Annotated in this window: 15 protein-coding genes; 4 read left to right on the top strand and 11 right to left on the bottom strand. The window is 44.2% G+C overall.

Annotated features, from left to right (window positions below; genetic code table 11):
• Positions 1 to 103: 103 nt before the first annotated feature.
• Positions 104 to 466 carry a DUF488 domain-containing protein gene (locus HUG20_RS03405; RefSeq protein ID WP_200088091.1) on the top strand — a complete coding sequence of 121 codons (363 nt, stop codon included), beginning with the start codon at positions 104 to 106 and terminating at the stop codon, positions 464 to 466.
• A 3-nt stretch (positions 467 to 469) separates the two neighbouring features.
• Here HUG20_RS03405 and HUG20_RS03400 read toward each other — a convergent pair whose 3' ends face one another.
• The 5 genes from HUG20_RS03400 to HUG20_RS03380 all read right to left on the bottom strand — a co-directional run bounded on the left by HUG20_RS03400 (position 470) and on the right by HUG20_RS03380 (position 5,955).
• Positions 470 to 1,144: a Fic family protein gene (locus HUG20_RS03400; protein ID WP_200088089.1), complete on the bottom strand. Its 675-nt coding sequence runs from the start codon at positions 1,142 to 1,144 to the stop codon at positions 470 to 472.
• 83 nt (positions 1,145 to 1,227) lie between these two features.
• Entirely contained in the window at positions 1,228 to 2,046 is an 819-nt protein-coding gene (locus HUG20_RS03395) for an ABC transporter permease (RefSeq protein ID WP_200088087.1), read from the bottom strand.
• 17 nt (positions 2,047 to 2,063) lie between these two features.
• The gene (locus tag HUG20_RS03390; RefSeq protein ID WP_425504089.1) at positions 2,064 to 2,981 is read right to left on the bottom strand and encodes an ATP-binding cassette domain-containing protein; all 918 of its coding nucleotides are present in this window, start codon (positions 2,979 to 2,981) and stop codon (positions 2,064 to 2,066) included.
• Positions 2,982 to 3,040: 59 nt separating this feature from the next.
• On the bottom strand, positions 3,041 to 4,102 hold the full coding sequence (locus HUG20_RS03385; RefSeq protein ID WP_200088076.1) for a C45 family autoproteolytic acyltransferase/hydrolase: 1,062 nt from the start codon (positions 4,100 to 4,102) through the stop codon (positions 3,041 to 3,043).
• Between the two features lie 983 nt (positions 4,103 to 5,085).
• Positions 5,086 to 5,955 carry an AraC family transcriptional regulator gene (locus HUG20_RS03380; protein ID WP_200088074.1) on the bottom strand — a complete coding sequence of 290 codons (870 nt, stop codon included), beginning with the start codon at positions 5,953 to 5,955 and terminating at the stop codon, positions 5,086 to 5,088.
• A 597-nt stretch (positions 5,956 to 6,552) separates the two neighbouring features.
• Between HUG20_RS03380 and HUG20_RS03375 the strand changes: the two genes are divergently transcribed.
• Positions 6,553 to 7,893, top strand: a complete 1,341-nt coding sequence (locus HUG20_RS03375; protein WP_200088073.1) for an MATE family efflux transporter — start codon at positions 6,553 to 6,555, stop codon at positions 7,891 to 7,893.
• A 244-nt stretch (positions 7,894 to 8,137) separates the two neighbouring features.
• Here the strand turns inward: HUG20_RS03375 and HUG20_RS03370 are convergent, their stop codons facing one another.
• A complete protein-coding gene (locus HUG20_RS03370) occupies positions 8,138 to 11,335 on the bottom strand; it encodes a DEAD/DEAH box helicase (protein WP_200088071.1) in 3,198 nt (1,065 codons plus the stop codon).
• Between the two features lie 224 nt (positions 11,336 to 11,559).
• On the opposite strand from HUG20_RS03370, the gene htpG reads away from it, so the two are divergent.
• Complete coding sequence (htpG, locus tag HUG20_RS03365; protein ID WP_200088069.1) at positions 11,560 to 13,431, top strand: molecular chaperone HtpG; 1,872 nt, start codon at positions 11,560 to 11,562, stop codon at positions 13,429 to 13,431.
• 69 nt (positions 13,432 to 13,500) lie between these two features.
• On the opposite strand, the gene HUG20_RS19895 is transcribed toward htpG, so the two are convergent.
• The 5 genes from HUG20_RS19895 to HUG20_RS03345 form a co-directional block, all read right to left on the bottom strand.
• A complete protein-coding gene (locus HUG20_RS19895; RefSeq protein WP_200088067.1) occupies positions 13,501 to 13,818 on the bottom strand; it encodes a type II toxin-antitoxin system PemK/MazF family toxin in 318 nt (105 codons plus the stop codon).
• Positions 13,751 to 14,029: a DUF2281 domain-containing protein gene (locus tag HUG20_RS03355; RefSeq protein WP_200088065.1), complete on the bottom strand. Its 279-nt coding sequence runs from the start codon at positions 14,027 to 14,029 to the stop codon at positions 13,751 to 13,753. Before HUG20_RS03355 ends, HUG20_RS19895 begins: the two co-directional genes overlap by 68 nt.
• Before the next feature lie 274 nt (positions 14,030 to 14,303).
• Positions 14,304 to 14,438 carry a hypothetical protein gene (locus HUG20_RS19345; RefSeq protein WP_281392502.1) on the bottom strand — a complete coding sequence of 45 codons (135 nt, stop codon included), beginning with the start codon at positions 14,436 to 14,438 and terminating at the stop codon, positions 14,304 to 14,306.
• Between the two features lie 626 nt (positions 14,439 to 15,064).
• Complete coding sequence (locus tag HUG20_RS03350) at positions 15,065 to 16,258, bottom strand: plasmid pRiA4b ORF-3 family protein (protein WP_200088063.1); 1,194 nt, start codon at positions 16,256 to 16,258, stop codon at positions 15,065 to 15,067.
• Positions 16,259 to 16,287: 29 nt separating this feature from the next.
• Positions 16,288 to 16,719 (bottom strand): universal stress protein, encoded by a 432-nt coding sequence (locus tag HUG20_RS03345; protein WP_246476519.1) that lies wholly within the window; start codon positions 16,717 to 16,719, stop codon positions 16,288 to 16,290.
• Between the two features lie 64 nt (positions 16,720 to 16,783).
• On the opposite strand from HUG20_RS03345, the gene HUG20_RS03340 reads away from it, so the two are divergent.
• A complete protein-coding gene (locus HUG20_RS03340) occupies positions 16,784 to 17,476 on the top strand; it encodes a GOLPH3/VPS74 family protein (protein WP_200088059.1) in 693 nt (230 codons plus the stop codon).
• Positions 17,477 to 17,520 lie beyond the last annotated feature (44 nt).

Below are 17,520 nucleotides of genomic sequence, written 5' to 3'. Positions count from 1 at the left end.
TCGCCCTATATTTGTAAGTGTTTACATTTTTATTTTTACAGATTCCGTGTTGACTGTAAATCACGTCAAATGTAGGGTATTCTACAATGAAAGGGGTGAAAACATGCCAATTGCGATGAAACGCATTTACCAAGCGGCGGAAAAATCAGACGGATACCGCGTCCTCATCGATCGCGTCTGGCCGCGCGGTCTATCAAAAGAGAAAGCCCTCATCGATGAATGGGTAAAGGAAGCAGGGCCATCAAAAGAATTACGGCAGTGGTTCGGACACGATCCGGAAAAATTCCAGGCGTTTAAAGAAGACTACAAAAAGGAACTGCAGGAAAATGAGAAACAACACGAAGCGTTGGAGCGGTTAAAAACCCTCGCCGAGATCCACGAAAAAAACATAACTCTTATCTTCGCGGCAAAGGAAGAATCATATAATCATGCCCGGGTGCTAAAAGAAATATTAGATCATCAGTAGCGTCTACCCTTTGTTTGCAAACCTCTTCTGTCTGTCTTTTTCCATGGTGATTTTTTCTGAAAACAAAGCGGCCAGTCCCTCTTCATCCTGGTTCGCTAATAAAAAAATATACCGCTCCTTATCTGATTTCTCAATGACCATAGGAGGAAGATCGTACTTCAACAAAAGAAAAATAATAAACATACGCCCCACGCGACCATTCCCATCGGAAAATGAATGGATACGCTCAAATTGCAGATGGGAAGAAGCCGCTATATCGATGATAGCTTGTTCTGAGGAAGCGGCACTTTCTCTATAGGCAATATTTTCTTGCCATTGTCTCATCGTCACATGAACTTGAGAAGGCAGCGTTGGTTGAAAGTTTGCGCCGAGAATGGCATTTTCCGCTTTTTTAAACGAACCCCTTTCGTGATGCAGGCGATCCAATAGTTTTGCGTGCAGCTCACACACGATGGAAATGTAATCTTCCGTTTGCTTCACTTGATCAAGCAGGATCTCAAACGCCTTTTTGTGATTTAATACTTCGAAAACTTCCCTTAATGATTTTTTCGCAGGAACAGTATCATACAAAAGAATGGAAACAGATTCAGGCAAAGATATCGTATTATTTTCTATCGCTGAGGAATGATGGGCCATCCTAACAAGCAGATCATTATAATAGTCTTCAGATAGATACATGAGATCACCATCTTCTGTTTTTTTTTAGCTATCTAATACGTATATTATAGCATGATGAGAAGGGGCAAAAAGGTCGCCCCCCATCAATTCTTACGCCTAAACGTAAGTGTGGCAAGAAAGATCAACAGCGCAGTAAACCCGAGCAAAAAGATCACTTCTCCGGCAGTAGTGACCGGTTGGCCGAAAAATGTAAGGTTCAAGCCCATTTCTTCCCGCACCATCGAACTCAAATTCTCCACATCGATCATAATATGTTTCATTAAATCCACGCCGTAGGTGACCGGATTCAAGGTGACGAGAAAATCCACCCATGCCGGCATATTATTCAATGGAAACAAGGCACCTGACATAAAAATCATCGGCATGACCAAAATATTGACGACAAGTTGAAACCCTTGCATCGAGTTTAACAAACTCGCCACCAACAACCCGAGGGAAGAAAACGCACAAGCGATCATAAACATGACCGGCAACAACTGTAGAAAAGAAACAATATCGATGCGCATGCCGAGAAATGGCATGAGCACCAACATCATAACCCCTTGCACAAAGGCAACGGAGGCGGACCCAAACATTTTCCCGATCGCGATATTCACCCGGGAAACCGGCGACACGAGAATCTCGCGCATATACCCGAAATCACGGTCCTGAATCACCGAAAGCGATGAAAAAATAGATGTCATGAGGAGCGTCATTGATACGATGCCGGGAAAAATAAATTCGACGTAATTAAAATCTTCCGCGCCGGTTCCGGCTGTAACCAATGATTCCATGGCACCGCCCATGCCAACCCCAAAAACGATCAAAAATAAAACCGGCATCGAAAAGGAGCCGATCATACGTGGACGGTCTCTAAAAAACTTGATCATATCTCTTTGCCAAATGGCGATAATGCCTTCCACGAACAATTTCCTCCTGTCTAATCTCGGATTTCCCGCCCCGTAAAGGAGAGAAAAACATCATTTAATGTTGGTTTGCGAATATCCAAGCCCGTAAGCGGGGTTTGCAACGTTTTAATAAACTCGGAAACGAAAGCATCGCTGTTTTCAACTTTGCAGTGAATGACACCATCTTTTTCTGATAAATCAATGACATCAAATGCTGCTTCAATTTCTTTCATCGCGGTTTCATTATCCGTCGTCGTAATTTCGATGATATCTCCGCCTAGCTGTTGTTTAAGACTTTTCGGCGTATCGATGGCGATAATGTCCCCGTGATCCATAATCGCGATTCGGTCGCTGATTTCCGCTTCGTCCAAGTAATGCGTCGTTAAAAACATCGTAATGTTTTCTTTTTCCTTCAGCTTTAATATGTATTCCCATACATGCGCCCGTGTTTGCGGGTCCAATCCAACGGTCGGCTCATCGAGAAATAGCACTTTCGGATAATGGAGCAATCCGCGGGCGATTTCCAGCCGTCGCTGCATACCGCCGGAAAATTTTTCGACGAGCAGATTGAGGCTATCGGTAAGATCCACGATTTCCAAAACCTCGCGAATACGCGCTTTTCGCTTTGAGCGGGGTACGCCATAAAATTTGCAATGAAGCTTTAAATTTTCTTTGGCGGTTAACTTTTCATCTAATGTATTTTGCTGAAAAATAATGCCGATGCTCTCCCGCACACGGTTTTGATCCTTCACCACATCATAGCCGTTAATGGTCACGGAACCGCCCGTCGGCTGCAGCATCGTCGATAAAATGTTAATCGTCGTGCTTTTGCCCGCTCCGTTAGGGCCCAGAAACCCGAAGATCTCTCCTTCCTTCACATGAAAATTGCTATCATTAACGGCTTGAAAAGACTTATAGGATTTTTTTAAGTTTTGCACGTCGATCAACATTGGCACCTCTTTCTTCTTCCATGCCTATTTTATAACAAATGAACAGATTGTCCACTCATTTACTTTTTCCTAAACCAATCGGCCCCTTCGTCCATATGCAAAAATGGCAAATCCGTTTCCACCTCTCCGGTGAGTCGATCCGGAGTTACGTCTTCACCCGCAAGCCAACTTGAAAAATCAAAGACCACCGGTTCACGATCACCGCCCAAAGCGATCCAAACGTTCCTTTCTTCCGGAAAATAAGCAGACGTATGAATCGTTCCCGCCCAGCTTTTATAACGCTCAGAGAATATGGGCTGTTTTGGATCGTTTAGAAGGCGAAACGCATCGCGGGCGTTTAGACTGGCATTATTTTGCAATGATTCCAACCTTTTTTTGGAATCATCAAGATGAAAGCGATTTTCCCTTGTTTGGATCTCGAAATGATTCGTGCACGCCGTTGTATTCCGGGCATGGACACCCCGCGGCGAGGCTTCAATAACCATCATTTCTCCCCTCGCATCATAAACGAGATAACTAAACGAATGACGATGAGGGATTTCTTTTGCCATCTCTACCGCTTCTGTTACGTCCGCGCAGGATTCCAGCAGCAAACGCCCGATCATGCTGCAAATAAAACCGGCACCCGGCTTCTTTCGATTCGTCAGATTATAAGCCATGACGAGTCCTTTTTCATTAATGCCATCCATCCGACCAGTGATGCGTTGGCTCGGTCCGGCAATCGCGTACCCTTGATCCGTAGGTTGGAAAAAAAGAAAACGGCCGTCGTAGGTCTTGGGGTGATAGTCGTAATTGCGGATGAGATAATTTTCCCCGGCGAGCACTGAACAACCTGAAGGCGAGCTATTCACCCGATAACCTCCATACTCCTGCAGCACACGCTCCAGCGGCCATTCCAACGCATCCTGCAAGCCGAGCAATTCATCCCATACGCCGGGGGCAAATGCACGTATCGCTTCTTTTGTCTCTCCGATGTCTATGTCAAACCTGGGGGTGCGCACCTTCCATTGGTTTTCCCGATTTATGACGGATAAGGTGTTTTTCAGCTTCTCCCCTTGACAGTATCCAAAATCATAGTGGGAACCGCGAAATTGGATGATATCGCTGTATATGCTTTTCATCTGAAAACCCTTCTTTAAATAAACTTCTCCATTTTAAGGATAATGGAATGTGAGACGAAAATAAAGCCATTAGAAAAATACCCCAATGACAACTCCTGTTGACAGCTCCCGGCAATTTCCGCGTTCCCGGTATGTAGCACACTCTTCTAGGGACTCGACACGATTGGATTTCCCCTTACCGGTTCGCTGTACGCTCCCCCGGAACCTCAACATGTGCGGTTTTCTCGTTTCCGGTCCACAGATGACCAGCCTGAAGACTCCGCTCGACCGATTTCTCCGTTCCCAGTCCACAGATGGCATTCCTGAAGACTCAACATGGTCCATTTTTCTTTTTTCAGTCCACAGGTGACCATTCTGAAGACTCTGCTCGGTCCATTTCTTCGTTTCCAGTCCGCAGATGGCATTCCTGAAGACTCAACATGGTCCATTTTTCTTTTTTCAGTCCACAGATGACCATTCTGAAGACTCTGCTCGACCGATTTCTCCGTTTCCAGTCCGCAGATGGCATTCCTGAAGACTCAACATGGTCCATTTTTCTTTTTCCAGTCTGCAGGTGACCATTCTGAAGACTCTGCTCGACCGATTTCTCCGTTTCCAGTCCACAGATGACCAGCCTGAAGACTCGAATCGTTCCTTTTCCCTTTTCAGTCCGCAGACGGCAGCGATTTCTCCGTTTCCGGTCGTCCCCCGCCCGCGATATACCTCTTAAGTGATATCGATGCGAATAACCCATTTATTATCGCGCTCGTTGATGAAGGTGATACAAACATGCTTGATAGCCTTTTTAAAGACGTTGATCCCAATACGATCATTACGTCGGCAAAACCGCCCAAGATATTAAAGAAGCCGAACAAGCCCAATCCGATTAAAAAAGGTCCGTTATTCAAGTGCAATACACATTTTTTTATCAGCCGTAAACGTACATTTATCAGTCAAACTCTCCATTTGAAAAAGGAGAGGACCCTGGAAACAAGGTCTTCTCCTTATTTTTTCGCCACCGGAATCCATATTTCACTTTTTACCGTGCTTCCTTCCTCCACGTCCTCCTCGTTCCAAAGAATTTCCGGGCCTTCCGCGAGTTCATAGTCTGACGAAGGAAACCATTCCGAAAAAATGCGTCCCCATACATCCTGAAGGGCATCCGGGAAGGTGCCTTCCACTGTAAATACCGCCCATGTTAGCGCAGGAATATCGAGCCGTTCCAAATTTGCAGAGGCTTGCTTCGTCGTGGCGGCCGCCAAGTAATAATCCAATTGCCCTTTTTTCGATCGATCTTCCGTGAAATTAGCGGATACACTTAGCAGCCCCGTGGGTTCCTGGTCAGAGAGCGATTCGATTTGGCGAATAGTGGTATGGCCTATACTCCCCACGAATTCGGCAATTTCAGGGTTCGCACCGTGATAGATCAGGTTCACTTTTTTCTTTTTCCCTACGACATGAAAAGCCGCTTTTTCTTCAATCCGATAATTCATTTCCGTACCTCCCTTAACAGATAATTGAAAGGTCATCCGCGGGAATGCTTTTAAAGAGGTGCCATTTTTCTTCGCTTCCGTCGGCGTTACTCCATGCTGGTTTTGAAATGCCCTGGCAAAAGAGTCAGGCGATTGATAGCCATACTTCATCGTGATATTAATGATTTTTGTGTCCTCATTCTCCAACTCAAAAGCAGCCAACGTCAATCGTCTGCGGCGGATATACTCGGACAACGTAACCCCGGCGAGAAAAGAGAACATCCGTTGAAAATGATACCGAGAACAGCAAGCGACTCTCGCTGCTTCATCGAAATCAACCGTCTCCGTCAAATGATTTTCAATATAGTTAACTGCTTCATTCATCATTTTCAAAGCATCCATGTGAATGACCTCCCCTATGTGAAGGTTACCGATTAATGGCTCTTTTTGCCCGACATTTCATGCACAAATTTGTCGGTTCTGCCTTCACTTGTTCCTTATGTGCCAATGCCAAAATCATAAATCCCAGCCATGACAGTTTAAAACCTAATGACATTTATCGTCCTTTTTTCCGTTAAAGTAAAATGATGGACATGTGTCTTCATCTGTCAATGTTCAAATTCGGTGATTGGCCGTCATTTGGCGTGGTTTTCTTCTGAGCAGGGCACGCGTAATTTCATGGAAATATATGGTGAACGAAAGCCTTTGTCTTTTCATTTTTGACGCCATCATAATCAGGCGTAGGAACTTTCATGGTGTCATTGTTGCCCATGGACGCCATTAAATGTACACATGCGTTGTTTTATGGCGTCATAACAATCCAGATGATGCCATTATATGCTGGATTCTGTAGATTCATGGCGTCAAACGTTTGCGATCTGACATCATTTGTAAACACGCTTTTCATTAGCGTTTCGCTACTCTAAAGCTTCATTTTAATTTTGGCAGAGGCTTTATGATAAAATAAATATTTAGCAAAAGCTGAAAGGACGCGCGTATATGAGCAAGCATCAGGATTTCACACAAGGAAATATTCTCAAACCGCTGATCATGTTCTCCGGACCGATCATACTCACGAATCTTTTGCAAACGTCTTTTCAGTTTACCGACAGCTTATGGGTTGGAAATTTGCTTGGCGAAGCCGCGTTAGGCGCGGTGGCGGTTTCCAGTACGATCATTTTCACGATGCTTTCGTTTGTGATCGGTTTAAACAATGCATCATTAACCATCCTTTCCCAGCAAAAGGGGAAGGAAAATGAAGAAGGACTCACCCGTTACCTCAATGCGTTTGTCGTTGTGCTCTCGATTTTATCATTATCGCTTGGATTTACGGGTTCTTTTTTTTCGGAGGAATTTCTGCGGTTGCTCGGCACACCGGAAAGCATGATGGCACCCGCCACTGCTTATTTACAGATTAATTTTCTCGGGATGATCTTTCTTTTCGGATACAACTTTATTGCGACGACGTTACGCGCATTGGGCGACAGCAAAACGCCGATACGGTTTGTCATTATTGCTGTGCTGCTTAATATTGTCCTGGACCCGCTCTTCATTACCGGATTAGACATGGGTGTCGAAGGTGCGGCTTACGCGACGATCCTTTCACAAGGGAGCGCGTTTCTATATGGGTTGTTTTTTGTGTTGCGTCGGGGACTTGCACCTTTTACCATTCCCTCTTTGCCTAAAAAAACAGAAGTCGGTTTAATTTTGAACCTTGGCATTCCTTCGGGGCTGCAGATGGCTGTCATATCCGCGGGTGTGGCCGCGATTATGAGCGTCGTTACGACATTCGGAGAAGATGTCGTCGCTGGTTTCAGCGCTGCGCAACGGTTGGATAGCTTGATCATGCTTCCGGCCATGGCGCTCGGAACAGCGGTGAACAGCATGGCCGGGCAAAACATCGGCGTTGGATATTGGTCGCGGGTAAACGCGATCACCAAATATGCAGTAATGTATAATTTTGCCGTCATGGTTGGGGTCGGCCTGTTCATCGTACTTTTTGCCGAATACAGCATTCAAATGTTCATCCGGGACGAGGAAGCTGTGGCGTTTGGCACGAGATATTTGCAAATCGTCGCGCTTTGCTACCCGTTTCTCGGCATTAATTTTGTTTTAAACGGCATCGTGCGCGCATCGGGTGCGATGTATCAAGTGCTCGTGTTGAATATCATCTCTTTTTGGGTTTTGCGTTATCCCCTGACGAATTTACTATCAAGTATATTCGGCGATATAGGTATTGCACTTGGCATGGGCGTAAGCTTTATGCTGGGCAGTTTGGCTGCTTATCTATATTATCGATTCGGAAAATGGCGCGAGAAGGAATTGTTTCGGGGAGATTGATCGACGTGGCAAGGATTTCGGGCTTCATGACCCGCTCATGATGTCTGTAACGCGTCGCTCATCCTGATTTCGGGTTCCATGACTCGTTCATGACGCCTGTATTGCTGGGTCAACCATGATTTCAGGATCTATAACTCGTTCATGGTAACCGAAACCACAGGAATAACTCATGAACCCCGGTTCCCTACCCCACTCGTGTCTCTGACGACTAAGCCCCTCACCAAACCGGCAAGGGGCTCTTCTTTTACACGCTCAATAGCTCTTTCACATCTTCCGGCCGTAAGCTCGTGAGCTGTTGTTCACCCGGCTGGATGACTTCTTCTACGAGCGCTTTTTTTCGTTCTTGCATCTCCAGCATTTTTTCTTCGATCGTTCCGGATGTAATTAGTTTGATCACCTGAACGTTGTTCTCTTGGCCGAAACGGTGGACACGGTCCGCTGCTTGCTGTTCCACTGCCGGGTTCCACCACGTGTCAAAGAGGATGACGGTGTCGCCGCCGGTTAAATTCAAACCGGTGCCGCCGGCTTTCATCGACACTAAAAAGAGGGAATGTTCCCCTTCATTAAAACGTTCGGTGAGCGCAAGCCTGTCCTTTGCCGGCGTTTGGCCGTCCAAGTAATGATACAACCAGCCCCGCTCGTCAAAAGCCGCCCGGATCATGGAAAGCATCGATGTAAACTGAGAAAAGATGACCATGCGCCGTCCTGAAGCGAGCCCTTCATCCACGTATTCCAATAACCGTTCGAATTTCCCGGATTTATAGCTCTCATCCGGCAAAACAAGCTGAGGATGGCAACAAATTTGGCGCAGCTTCGTTAAGCCGGCAAGAATTTGCATGCGTTGTTCCTGAAATTGACCTCCATCGATGGCCGAATCCACATCCTTCGCCAACCGATTGACTTGAGCCACGTAGAGCTTTTTCTGATCATCGGTGAGGTTCGTGTATTGTACCTGCTCGTCCTTTTCAGGCAATTCCGTAAGGACATCCTTTTTCATGCGCCGCAATATAAAGGGACGCACGCGTTTGGAAACTTCATCGTTTTCCATCGCTTTAAAGGCTTTTTTCGTTCCTAAAATGCCCGGGAGGAGCGTATTAAAAATAGAATAGAGCTCGTCAAGGTGATTTTCTATCGGCGTTCCCGTTAAGGCAAACGCGCTAGCCTTTTTTAGCGAGCGTACAGCTTGCGCTGTCTTCGACGCTTGATTTTTGATTGCCTGGGCCTCATCCAGAATTAGGACATCAAAGGGCTCGGATTGGTAAATATCCGCCTCCCGTTGGATGAGTGGATAAGACGTAATAAGCACTTGCGCGTTTGAACTTTGCTCCAACTTCTTTTGCCTTTCCGCTTTTGGTCCTACGATAACCTCCGTATCCATGTCGGGAGCAAAACGCTGGAATTCTTTTTCCCAATTATAACTTAAGCTCGCAGGTGTGATGATAAGCGCCCGCATATTCGGGTTTTCATCCGTCAACGCTTGCAAATACGTAATGGTTTGCAACGTCTTGCCAAGGCCCATATCATCGGCCAATATTCCGCCGAGCCCGAAATGGGATAACGTTTTCAGCCAACGAAAGCCGGTTAATTGGTATTCCCGGAGCGTAGCGTTGATCGCTTCCGGAGGATCAGCATCAACAAAATCCGGTTTTTGGACATCATTCATTAATTGCCGTAAGGAAGAGGACAGCTTAAACGACTGCGCCTTGTCATCCTCCAGGGAAAGCGCCTGATAAAGAGGGACCTTCATATCTTCTTTCAATGTTCCTTTTTCAGGAGCAAAATGATCAACGGCATTTTTTACATTTCCAAACTCTTCTCCTTGAAGATGAAGAAAAGCTCCGCTCGGAAGGCGATAATACGTCTGATTCTTTTTCAGCGCTTCCAGCACTTGCTCCACCTCGTTTGAAGGAATGCCTTCCACGGAAAAAGAAACATCAAGCCAATTTGTTTCCTCGTCTGTTGAAAGGGACACGCTCGGCTTTTTCTCGAGGGGAGCGATCATTTGCCTTACGGTCGACGTCGTATAAATATCAAGATATTCCTGCAGCAAAGGCAGTTTTTCAAAAAGAAACACAGCCATTTCTTCTTCATCATCAAGCACGAGCTTACCATCCGATTGTGTAAATGGGATTCGATCGAGCAGCGATTCAATCGTTGCCTCTGTTTCCACATCGCGAACGATAATCGCTTTCATATCCTCATCTTGCCCTTGCTCCCCGTAGGGGTTGATCTCCGTGTCCCCATATTGAAAAGTCACAAGAGCACTGAGGGCTTCTTCACTATAGTCAATCTTCATTTTCGCATTCAGCGGATACTGCCGGATCACATCCGTTAACGCTTCGTCCATTTCAACCGCCGCAATTTCTTTTAACTTCGGCAGCACGTATGAACAAAAAGGTTCCATTTCCTCTGGCGAAAAACGAGTCAACGCCCCGTCCATCTCTGAGGTGCTTAACAGTTTTTGTATAATCGTTGCTTGCTCTTGACTTAATCGATAAAGGCTTCCTCCGTTTTGCACAAGCTGATGATCCGTCGAAAAAAATAAATAGTTTCCTTCCTTTAAATATAATTCGACCTCATCTTCATCTGCACTTTTTTGCAACAAGAATTCAAGTCGCGCGCCAGAATGAAAGGAGTCGATCATGACTGTTTCCGGCGTATGCCCGGAAATGATATCAACGTCACGCCCTTCCAGCAACTCGAATAGATCCGGAACCATCAGATCGGGAATATCCAGCTCACGTTCTTGCCTATAGATGGAATAACCGGAAGGTTCGCTTTTGCTTATTTTCCATAACAAGTCCAACACTTCCCGGTCTTTTTCAGCGATTTGGTGATTTTCCGGATGATAACTAAATTTTTTCGTGAAGAAATGGCCTTTTCCCATTTGTACGTCGTCAATAAACCGTTTAATATTCTTCACAACATACGGACGACTCACGCCGGCACGCAGACGAATGGAAATGTCTTGCACGATCCCGGAAAACGGATGAATGTTACAGTCCAGCTCATACCGAATGTCGAGCGTCTCTTTTTCCATGATGGCGGATGGCTTTTCAGGCTTAAACGCCTCTTTAAAAACATCAATCATTTGGTGTCCTTGGATAGCACCATATTTATGTCCATATTCCTCCGTGGACATTAATTCATCGAGTTCCAACAAAAACGCAACGAGGTGTTTACATATCCCCGTATAGGAATCAAACGCAGGGCAAGAACAACTCATTCGGTCCAAATCCCCATTGCGTTGAAATGTTGCTTGGCACTGATAGCTTCTTGACCCATGAACCGCCGCTTTTGTCGTCTTCTCATGCTGAAAAAAAGACACAGGCCCCACACGATCATTGTAATAATAGATTTCGCCGCGCGTATAGGTCCGAGGGTTATCCACGGCTTGAAAAATATAATCCGGATGCAAACTATCTTGGTTTATTTTAAACATCTAGGGTTTCCATCTCCTCCACTACCCGCTCTTTTATTCACATTCTATCACTTAAGCCAGTATATGATAAAGTTCGAACCATATTTGCGATTTCACGGACAAGTTATTGAGGTGTTTTCCCTTGCACGGCACCATTCTTCTATTGACAAGCAACGCCCAAATGCTAAATAATAAAGTTAGCACTCACCGATCTTGAGTGCTAACTTTTTGAAAGGAGCATTCTCATGGCAAAAACAGAATTCAAAGCAGAATCGAAACGATTGTTGGAACTGATGATCAACTCCATTTATTCGCATAAAGAGATTTTTTTACGAGAATTAATGTCAAACGCGAGCGATGCCATTGACAAGATTTATTATCGGGCGTTAACCGATGACTCCTTGACCTTTGACAAGGACCAATACTACATAAAGGTGACGCCTGACAAAGAGAGCCGAACATTGCACATTTCCGATACCGGTATTGGCATGACGAAGGATGAAATGGAAGATAACCTCGGCATCATCGCAAAAAGCGGTTCGTTAGCATTTAAAAATGAAACCGAGTTGCAAGACGGGCATGACATCATCGGCCAGTTTGGTGTCGGCTTCTACTCTTCTTTTATGGTCGCTGACCAAGTCACAGTCATTAGCAAATCATTGGATAGCGATGAAGCGTACAAATGGGAATCCGAAGGCACAGACGGCTACTCAATCGAGCCTTATGAAAAAGAAACCGTCGGCACCGACATTATTTTGAAAATCAAAGACAATGGCGAAGAAGAAAACTATGATGATTTTCTTGAAGAACAAGGACTAAAAACGGTCATTAAAAAATACTCCGATTTCATTCGCTATCCAATCAAGATGGACGTCACCGTCCAACAACCGAAAGAAGACGAAGAGGATGAATACGAGGAGTATCAAGAAGAACAGACGGTCAATAACATGGTGCCGATCTGGAAAAAAAATAAAAGTGAACTAACGGATGAAGACTACGAGAATTTTTATGCCGAAAAACGGTACGGCTTCGACAAACCGTTAAAACACATTCATATTAACGTGGATGGGCAGATCCGTTACGACGCCATTCTTTTTATTCCGGAAAGCGCGCCGCCCGACTATTACACTGCCGATTTTGAAAAAGGATTAGAACTGTACTCCAGCGGCGTGCTCATCATGAACAAAAGCGCGGACTTGCTTCCGGATTACTTTGGATTCGTGAAGGGCATGGTCGATTCCGAAGACCTGTCGCTTAATATTTCCAGGGAAATGTTGCAACACGATCGTCAATTAAAAACGATCGCCAAGAATATTAAGAACAAAATCAAGAACAACCTGCAAACGATGCTTAAAAACGACCGCGAAAACTACGAGAAATTTTATAAAGCCTTTGGCAGACAGCTTAAATTCGGCGTTTACAACGATTTCGGCATGAATAAAGAAGACCTGCAAGATTTGTTGATGTTCTATTCATCTACCGAGAAAAAACTAGTCACGCTGGACGAATATGTTTCCCGCATGCCCAAAGATCAAACGTACATCTACTACGCGAGCGGCAACAGCTATGACAAAATCGACAAGTTGCCGCAAACCGAATTAGTTGCTGACAAAGGGTATGAGATCCTCTACTTCACCGAAGAAGTGGACGAATTCGCGATCAAAATGCTCACGAACTATAAAGAAAAAGAATTCAAATCCGTCTCAAGCAGCGACCTCGACATTGAAAACGAAGACGACAATACGGAAGAAGAACAAGAAAACAAAGAGGTCTTCGCCGCCATGAAGGAAGCAATCTCCGACAAGGTGAAAGACGTCAAAGCATCAAAAAGACTAAAATCCCACCCCGTCGTCCTGGCGTCAGACGGTGAAATATCCATCGAGATGGAAAAAGTCTTGCAAAGCATGCCCAATAACCAAGGAATCAGCGCCGAAAAAGTCTTAGAGATCAACGTCAACCACGACGTATTCCAATCCCTGCAAGAAGCCTACGACAATGACAAAGAAAAATTGGCGCTTTATACCAATTTGCTATACAACCAAGCCCTGCTGATTGAAGGTTTGCCGGTGGAAGATCCGGTGGAATTTACGAATGATATGTGCAAGGTGATGGTGTGAGGATGACTCCCCGGGTGGACGTAAGCGCCCGGGGAGTTTTAATGAGTAGCTACCATTTGTTTATACACATTATTCTGAAATTAATTCATGGATACTGCGAACTGCTTGATGGAATACTTCTTTATTGAGCTTCCCGAACTTTTTGATTACGATATCCTGCGCCAAAGTATAGATCTTATCCGTTCTAATATTTGAAGTTTGCTTCAAATGTCCATCAATTAAGTCTTGATTTGAAATCGTTATCGCATGTTCCATCTCTTTTAGGTTTGAGGTGACCGCCGCAACAAGCACGTCCGTACTTTTTAAGTTATACCGATTATTAGACAAAACCAATACGGGTCTTCTTTTTCTGGAGGACAAATCTGTGAAAGGGACCGGAATGAGCACAATCTCTCCCTGCTAAAGCATCATTCCAGACCTCGTCATCAACCTTATTGTCCCAAAAATCAATACTGCTTTCACTGGCTTGCAGCACATCTTGGTATTCTTCTTTTTCTCTTTTCATTTTAAGATATCCAATAAAGTCAATGATCTCTGCCATATCTTTCTCCGAGATATCCTCAATTAGCTCAATAATTCTTTCCTTATTTGGATTCACTTGCATCACCTCACGGTTATTATAGCATATGATTCCGTCTATTTAAAAAATTATACGAATGATGCCAAATAACACTCCGCTGATGAGCATTTCGTGATATGATGACTAAAAGATCAAACGTCCAATACTACATACATATAATTTTTATATTATTTAGTCATCTAGATTCAGCAATGGACAAACTCAGAAAGGCGGGAACAAATAAGATGGATGACGGTGACGGTTTTTTTAATTTGTATTTTAGCAACCGAAAAAAAATTAATTAAAAACAATATTACGTTACCGGAGGAGGATAGCAAAAAGTATGCGTCAAGGAATCCCTTGCCGCATCAGCCTCGGCGAATGCCGAGAGGCTATTTAACGTGAAGGATGCGCCTAAAACGACTGCTGAAAATAACCCTTTTTTCACTTCAATCTCTCCCCGGCAAGATCAAATATTTCCACGCGACATCGAACATTTCCATGCCGAGGTTTCTTTTTATCACTTCAGTGCTTGCCCCAGTATCGAGTTTGAGTTTGAGGAGCTTGTCCGATATTTCACCCAACTTGCTAATTGGGAATTGACAGCGTCGTTAGACGACGTAGTGTTGGAAGTGTGTGCGTGCTATCCATACTTTGCGGATCGCTTTCTTTAAGTGCCAATGCCAAAATCATAAATCCCAGCCATGACAGTTTAAAACCTAATGACATTTATCGTCCTTTTTTCCGTTAAAGCAAAATGATGGACATGTGTCTTCATCTGTCAATGTTCAAATTCGGTGATTGGCCGTCATTTGACGTGGTTTTCTTCTGAGCAGGGTACGCGTAATTTCATGGAAATATATGGTGAACGAAAGCCATTGTCTTTTCATTTTTGACGCCATCATAATCAGGCGTAGGAACTTTCATGGTGTCATTTGTTGCCCATGGACGCCATTATATGCTGGATTCTGTCGATTCATGGCGTCAAACGTTTGTACTCTTACATCATTTGTAAATACGCTTTTCATTAACGTTTCGCTACTCTAAAGCTTCATTTTAATTTTGGCAGAGGCTTTAAAACAAAGCGGTCCACGTATTATACTGATCCGGCGCTTCGCCTTCTTCTTCGATGATTGTGGGATGCTCCGGTAGCGGTGATTGTTTATCTATTTTACTCAAGTTAATCTCAAAATGCCATTCATCGCCAAAATCAAACAGGTAATAGAGTTTCTGTCCTTTAAAAAGACCAACGTCTGCAATGGTTGTTTTGTCAGCGGCGTAACCTTTGTCATTGTCCATGAAAGCACAGAAGATCGGCTGGCCCGTTTCTTTATTTCCATTGATATAAAAGGAATACAAGTGGTCGTCATCAAATTGAAAAGCATCCTGAATGGCATGATGGAGCTCCTCGAATGTATGCTCATGAGAAGCAATGATTTTTCTCCAACAGTGTTTCCATAAAATGACTTTGAATGTGTACATACCGCTTCGGTCAATCTTCCCTTCCGAAGTCACTGTATTCTGCACTTTACGCGCAGGGAAAATCTTTTTGAAAACATCAAAAGGTTCCTTCTTGACCCTATCCTTTCTTTTCCGCAAAGAGCGAAGTAGCCGCTCCAAACCATCCCCGTTCCAAAACTTAACGGTATGCTCAATCAGCAAACCACTCATATTTATTCCCCATTGATTGGGAATGAAAAATTGCATAGGTTCTCCGAAATCCGATGTTTCTTCAAATTCCCCGAAACCGAAGAAACGGAGATGATGAAAAAATGTAACGCCCTTATCTTGCCATTCCACATAAAAATATGAATCAGGTTCTGGTATTTTTTCACCAAGATCTACATGATGGATCGACTCAAGCTGGTCATAAAAACGCACAAGGGAGACATACTTCTCTGTTCGTTCATTGAAACCATATTTGGACCAATAGATTTGTGTGAGGTAAACGTATTTCTCATAAGGATTCAAAGTCTTGAATTCTTTCATCGCATCGGTCTCTATTAATACAGGCTTTCCCCTCTCATTATTCCCCTTTGCATACAACTTGCCGGCAGTTGCCAGAAAAAACATCAAGTCTATCTCCGGGTATTGTGCTTGAGTATAATGGGGTCCCTTCACTTCTCTTTTATAATTGAGGCTTGCATTCAACCGAAAGGCGTCTTTCTTTCCCAACACGCCATGTTTCTGTGATAATAGTGGTCTTTCCTTTTCGATATAACGCATGAATGTTTCGAATTCATTCAACGTTGTATTTATTTCTTCCAATATTTTCACCCTTCCTTGATAGATTGCGATCAACCTTCTCCAGTCTTTACCGTAAACACATCACACGGCGCGTGTCGGACGCAGGCTTCGGCTACGCTTCCGATAAGCATGCGTTCGAAGGCGTTGCGTCCGGTAGAACCGGTGACCAACAAATCAATGTTATACTCGGATAATAGATTTCTTGAAAGTTGGACCCGTGGGTTGCCGGAGCTAAGAATAGTTTGGACATTCTTCAATCCTGCTTGAACAGCCTTATTTTTGTATTTTTCCAATATTTCTTTTGTTTCGGCATCGGTGAGAATCCCTTGCCGATTATACGCATGCGTGGAAAAATTGCGAAGGTCGATCACATGGGCAATGAAAAGATGAGTATCGTGGAGCTTAGCCATTGCAATCGCTTTTTCCAGGGCCTGTTCAGACTGGACAGATCCATCCACGGCTACTAAAATTTTTTTATACATCCTCACTCCCCTTTTAATAGCTATACCCGATTTAACTTCCATCAAATCGAAAGGAGCGGCATTTATGTCAACGTTAGCCGAACAACTGTTTCTCACCGCTATCAAGCCTAAGGACGGGAAACCTTATGCACGTAGCAGCAGCGCCTTGCCTTACAGTCTCAGTGGTGCCCTTATCGCAGAATTGATGCTGCGAGCCAATGTCGAGTTGCAAAAAAAGAAAATCGTCGTTATTAATGATCAAGTGGACCATCCTTTGCTCCAGGAAACACTCGCCATAATTCAAAAAAAGAAAAGACCAATGACTCCTAAACACTGGGTATCCAAACTCAAGTCGGAATTCAAACAAATTCAAAAAGTGGTCGCACACCATTTGGAAAACGATAACCAAATCACCATCGATGAGAAAAAGATTTTAGGACTCTTTAACAGTCAAACCTATCAACTAAACGATCCCAACCATCTTGAACGATTGAGGGATTCTTTTTCGGAGGTTCTTCGTAAAGGGGAAGCAGGTACCCCATTCAACCAAGAAGACGAACGTCACATTGTGCTTTTGTCCCTAATCGAGGCAAGCAAATTACTTTCCATCGTTTATCCGAACGGAAAAGAAGCACGTGCCGTCCAGAAACAACTCAAGCACGTCAATAAAAATCTCCCCGTTTCCAAGGCAGTGAAAGAAATCATCCAGGCTATTGATGTAGCGATCATCGCGGCTATAGCGGTGACAACGACATCATCGAATCAATCGAATTCTTGATCCGAAACGATCCAGGGAATATGATAGACTGGTAGAGAGGTGAT

The organism is Salicibibacter cibi (assembly GCF_016495865.1).
In the GTDB taxonomy this organism is placed as follows: Bacteria; Bacillota; Bacilli; order Bacillales; family Marinococcaceae; genus Salicibibacter; species Salicibibacter cibi.
The sequence above is the reverse complement of the archived record's forward strand: the minus strand, read 5'-3'. Positions and strand labels throughout refer to the sequence as shown.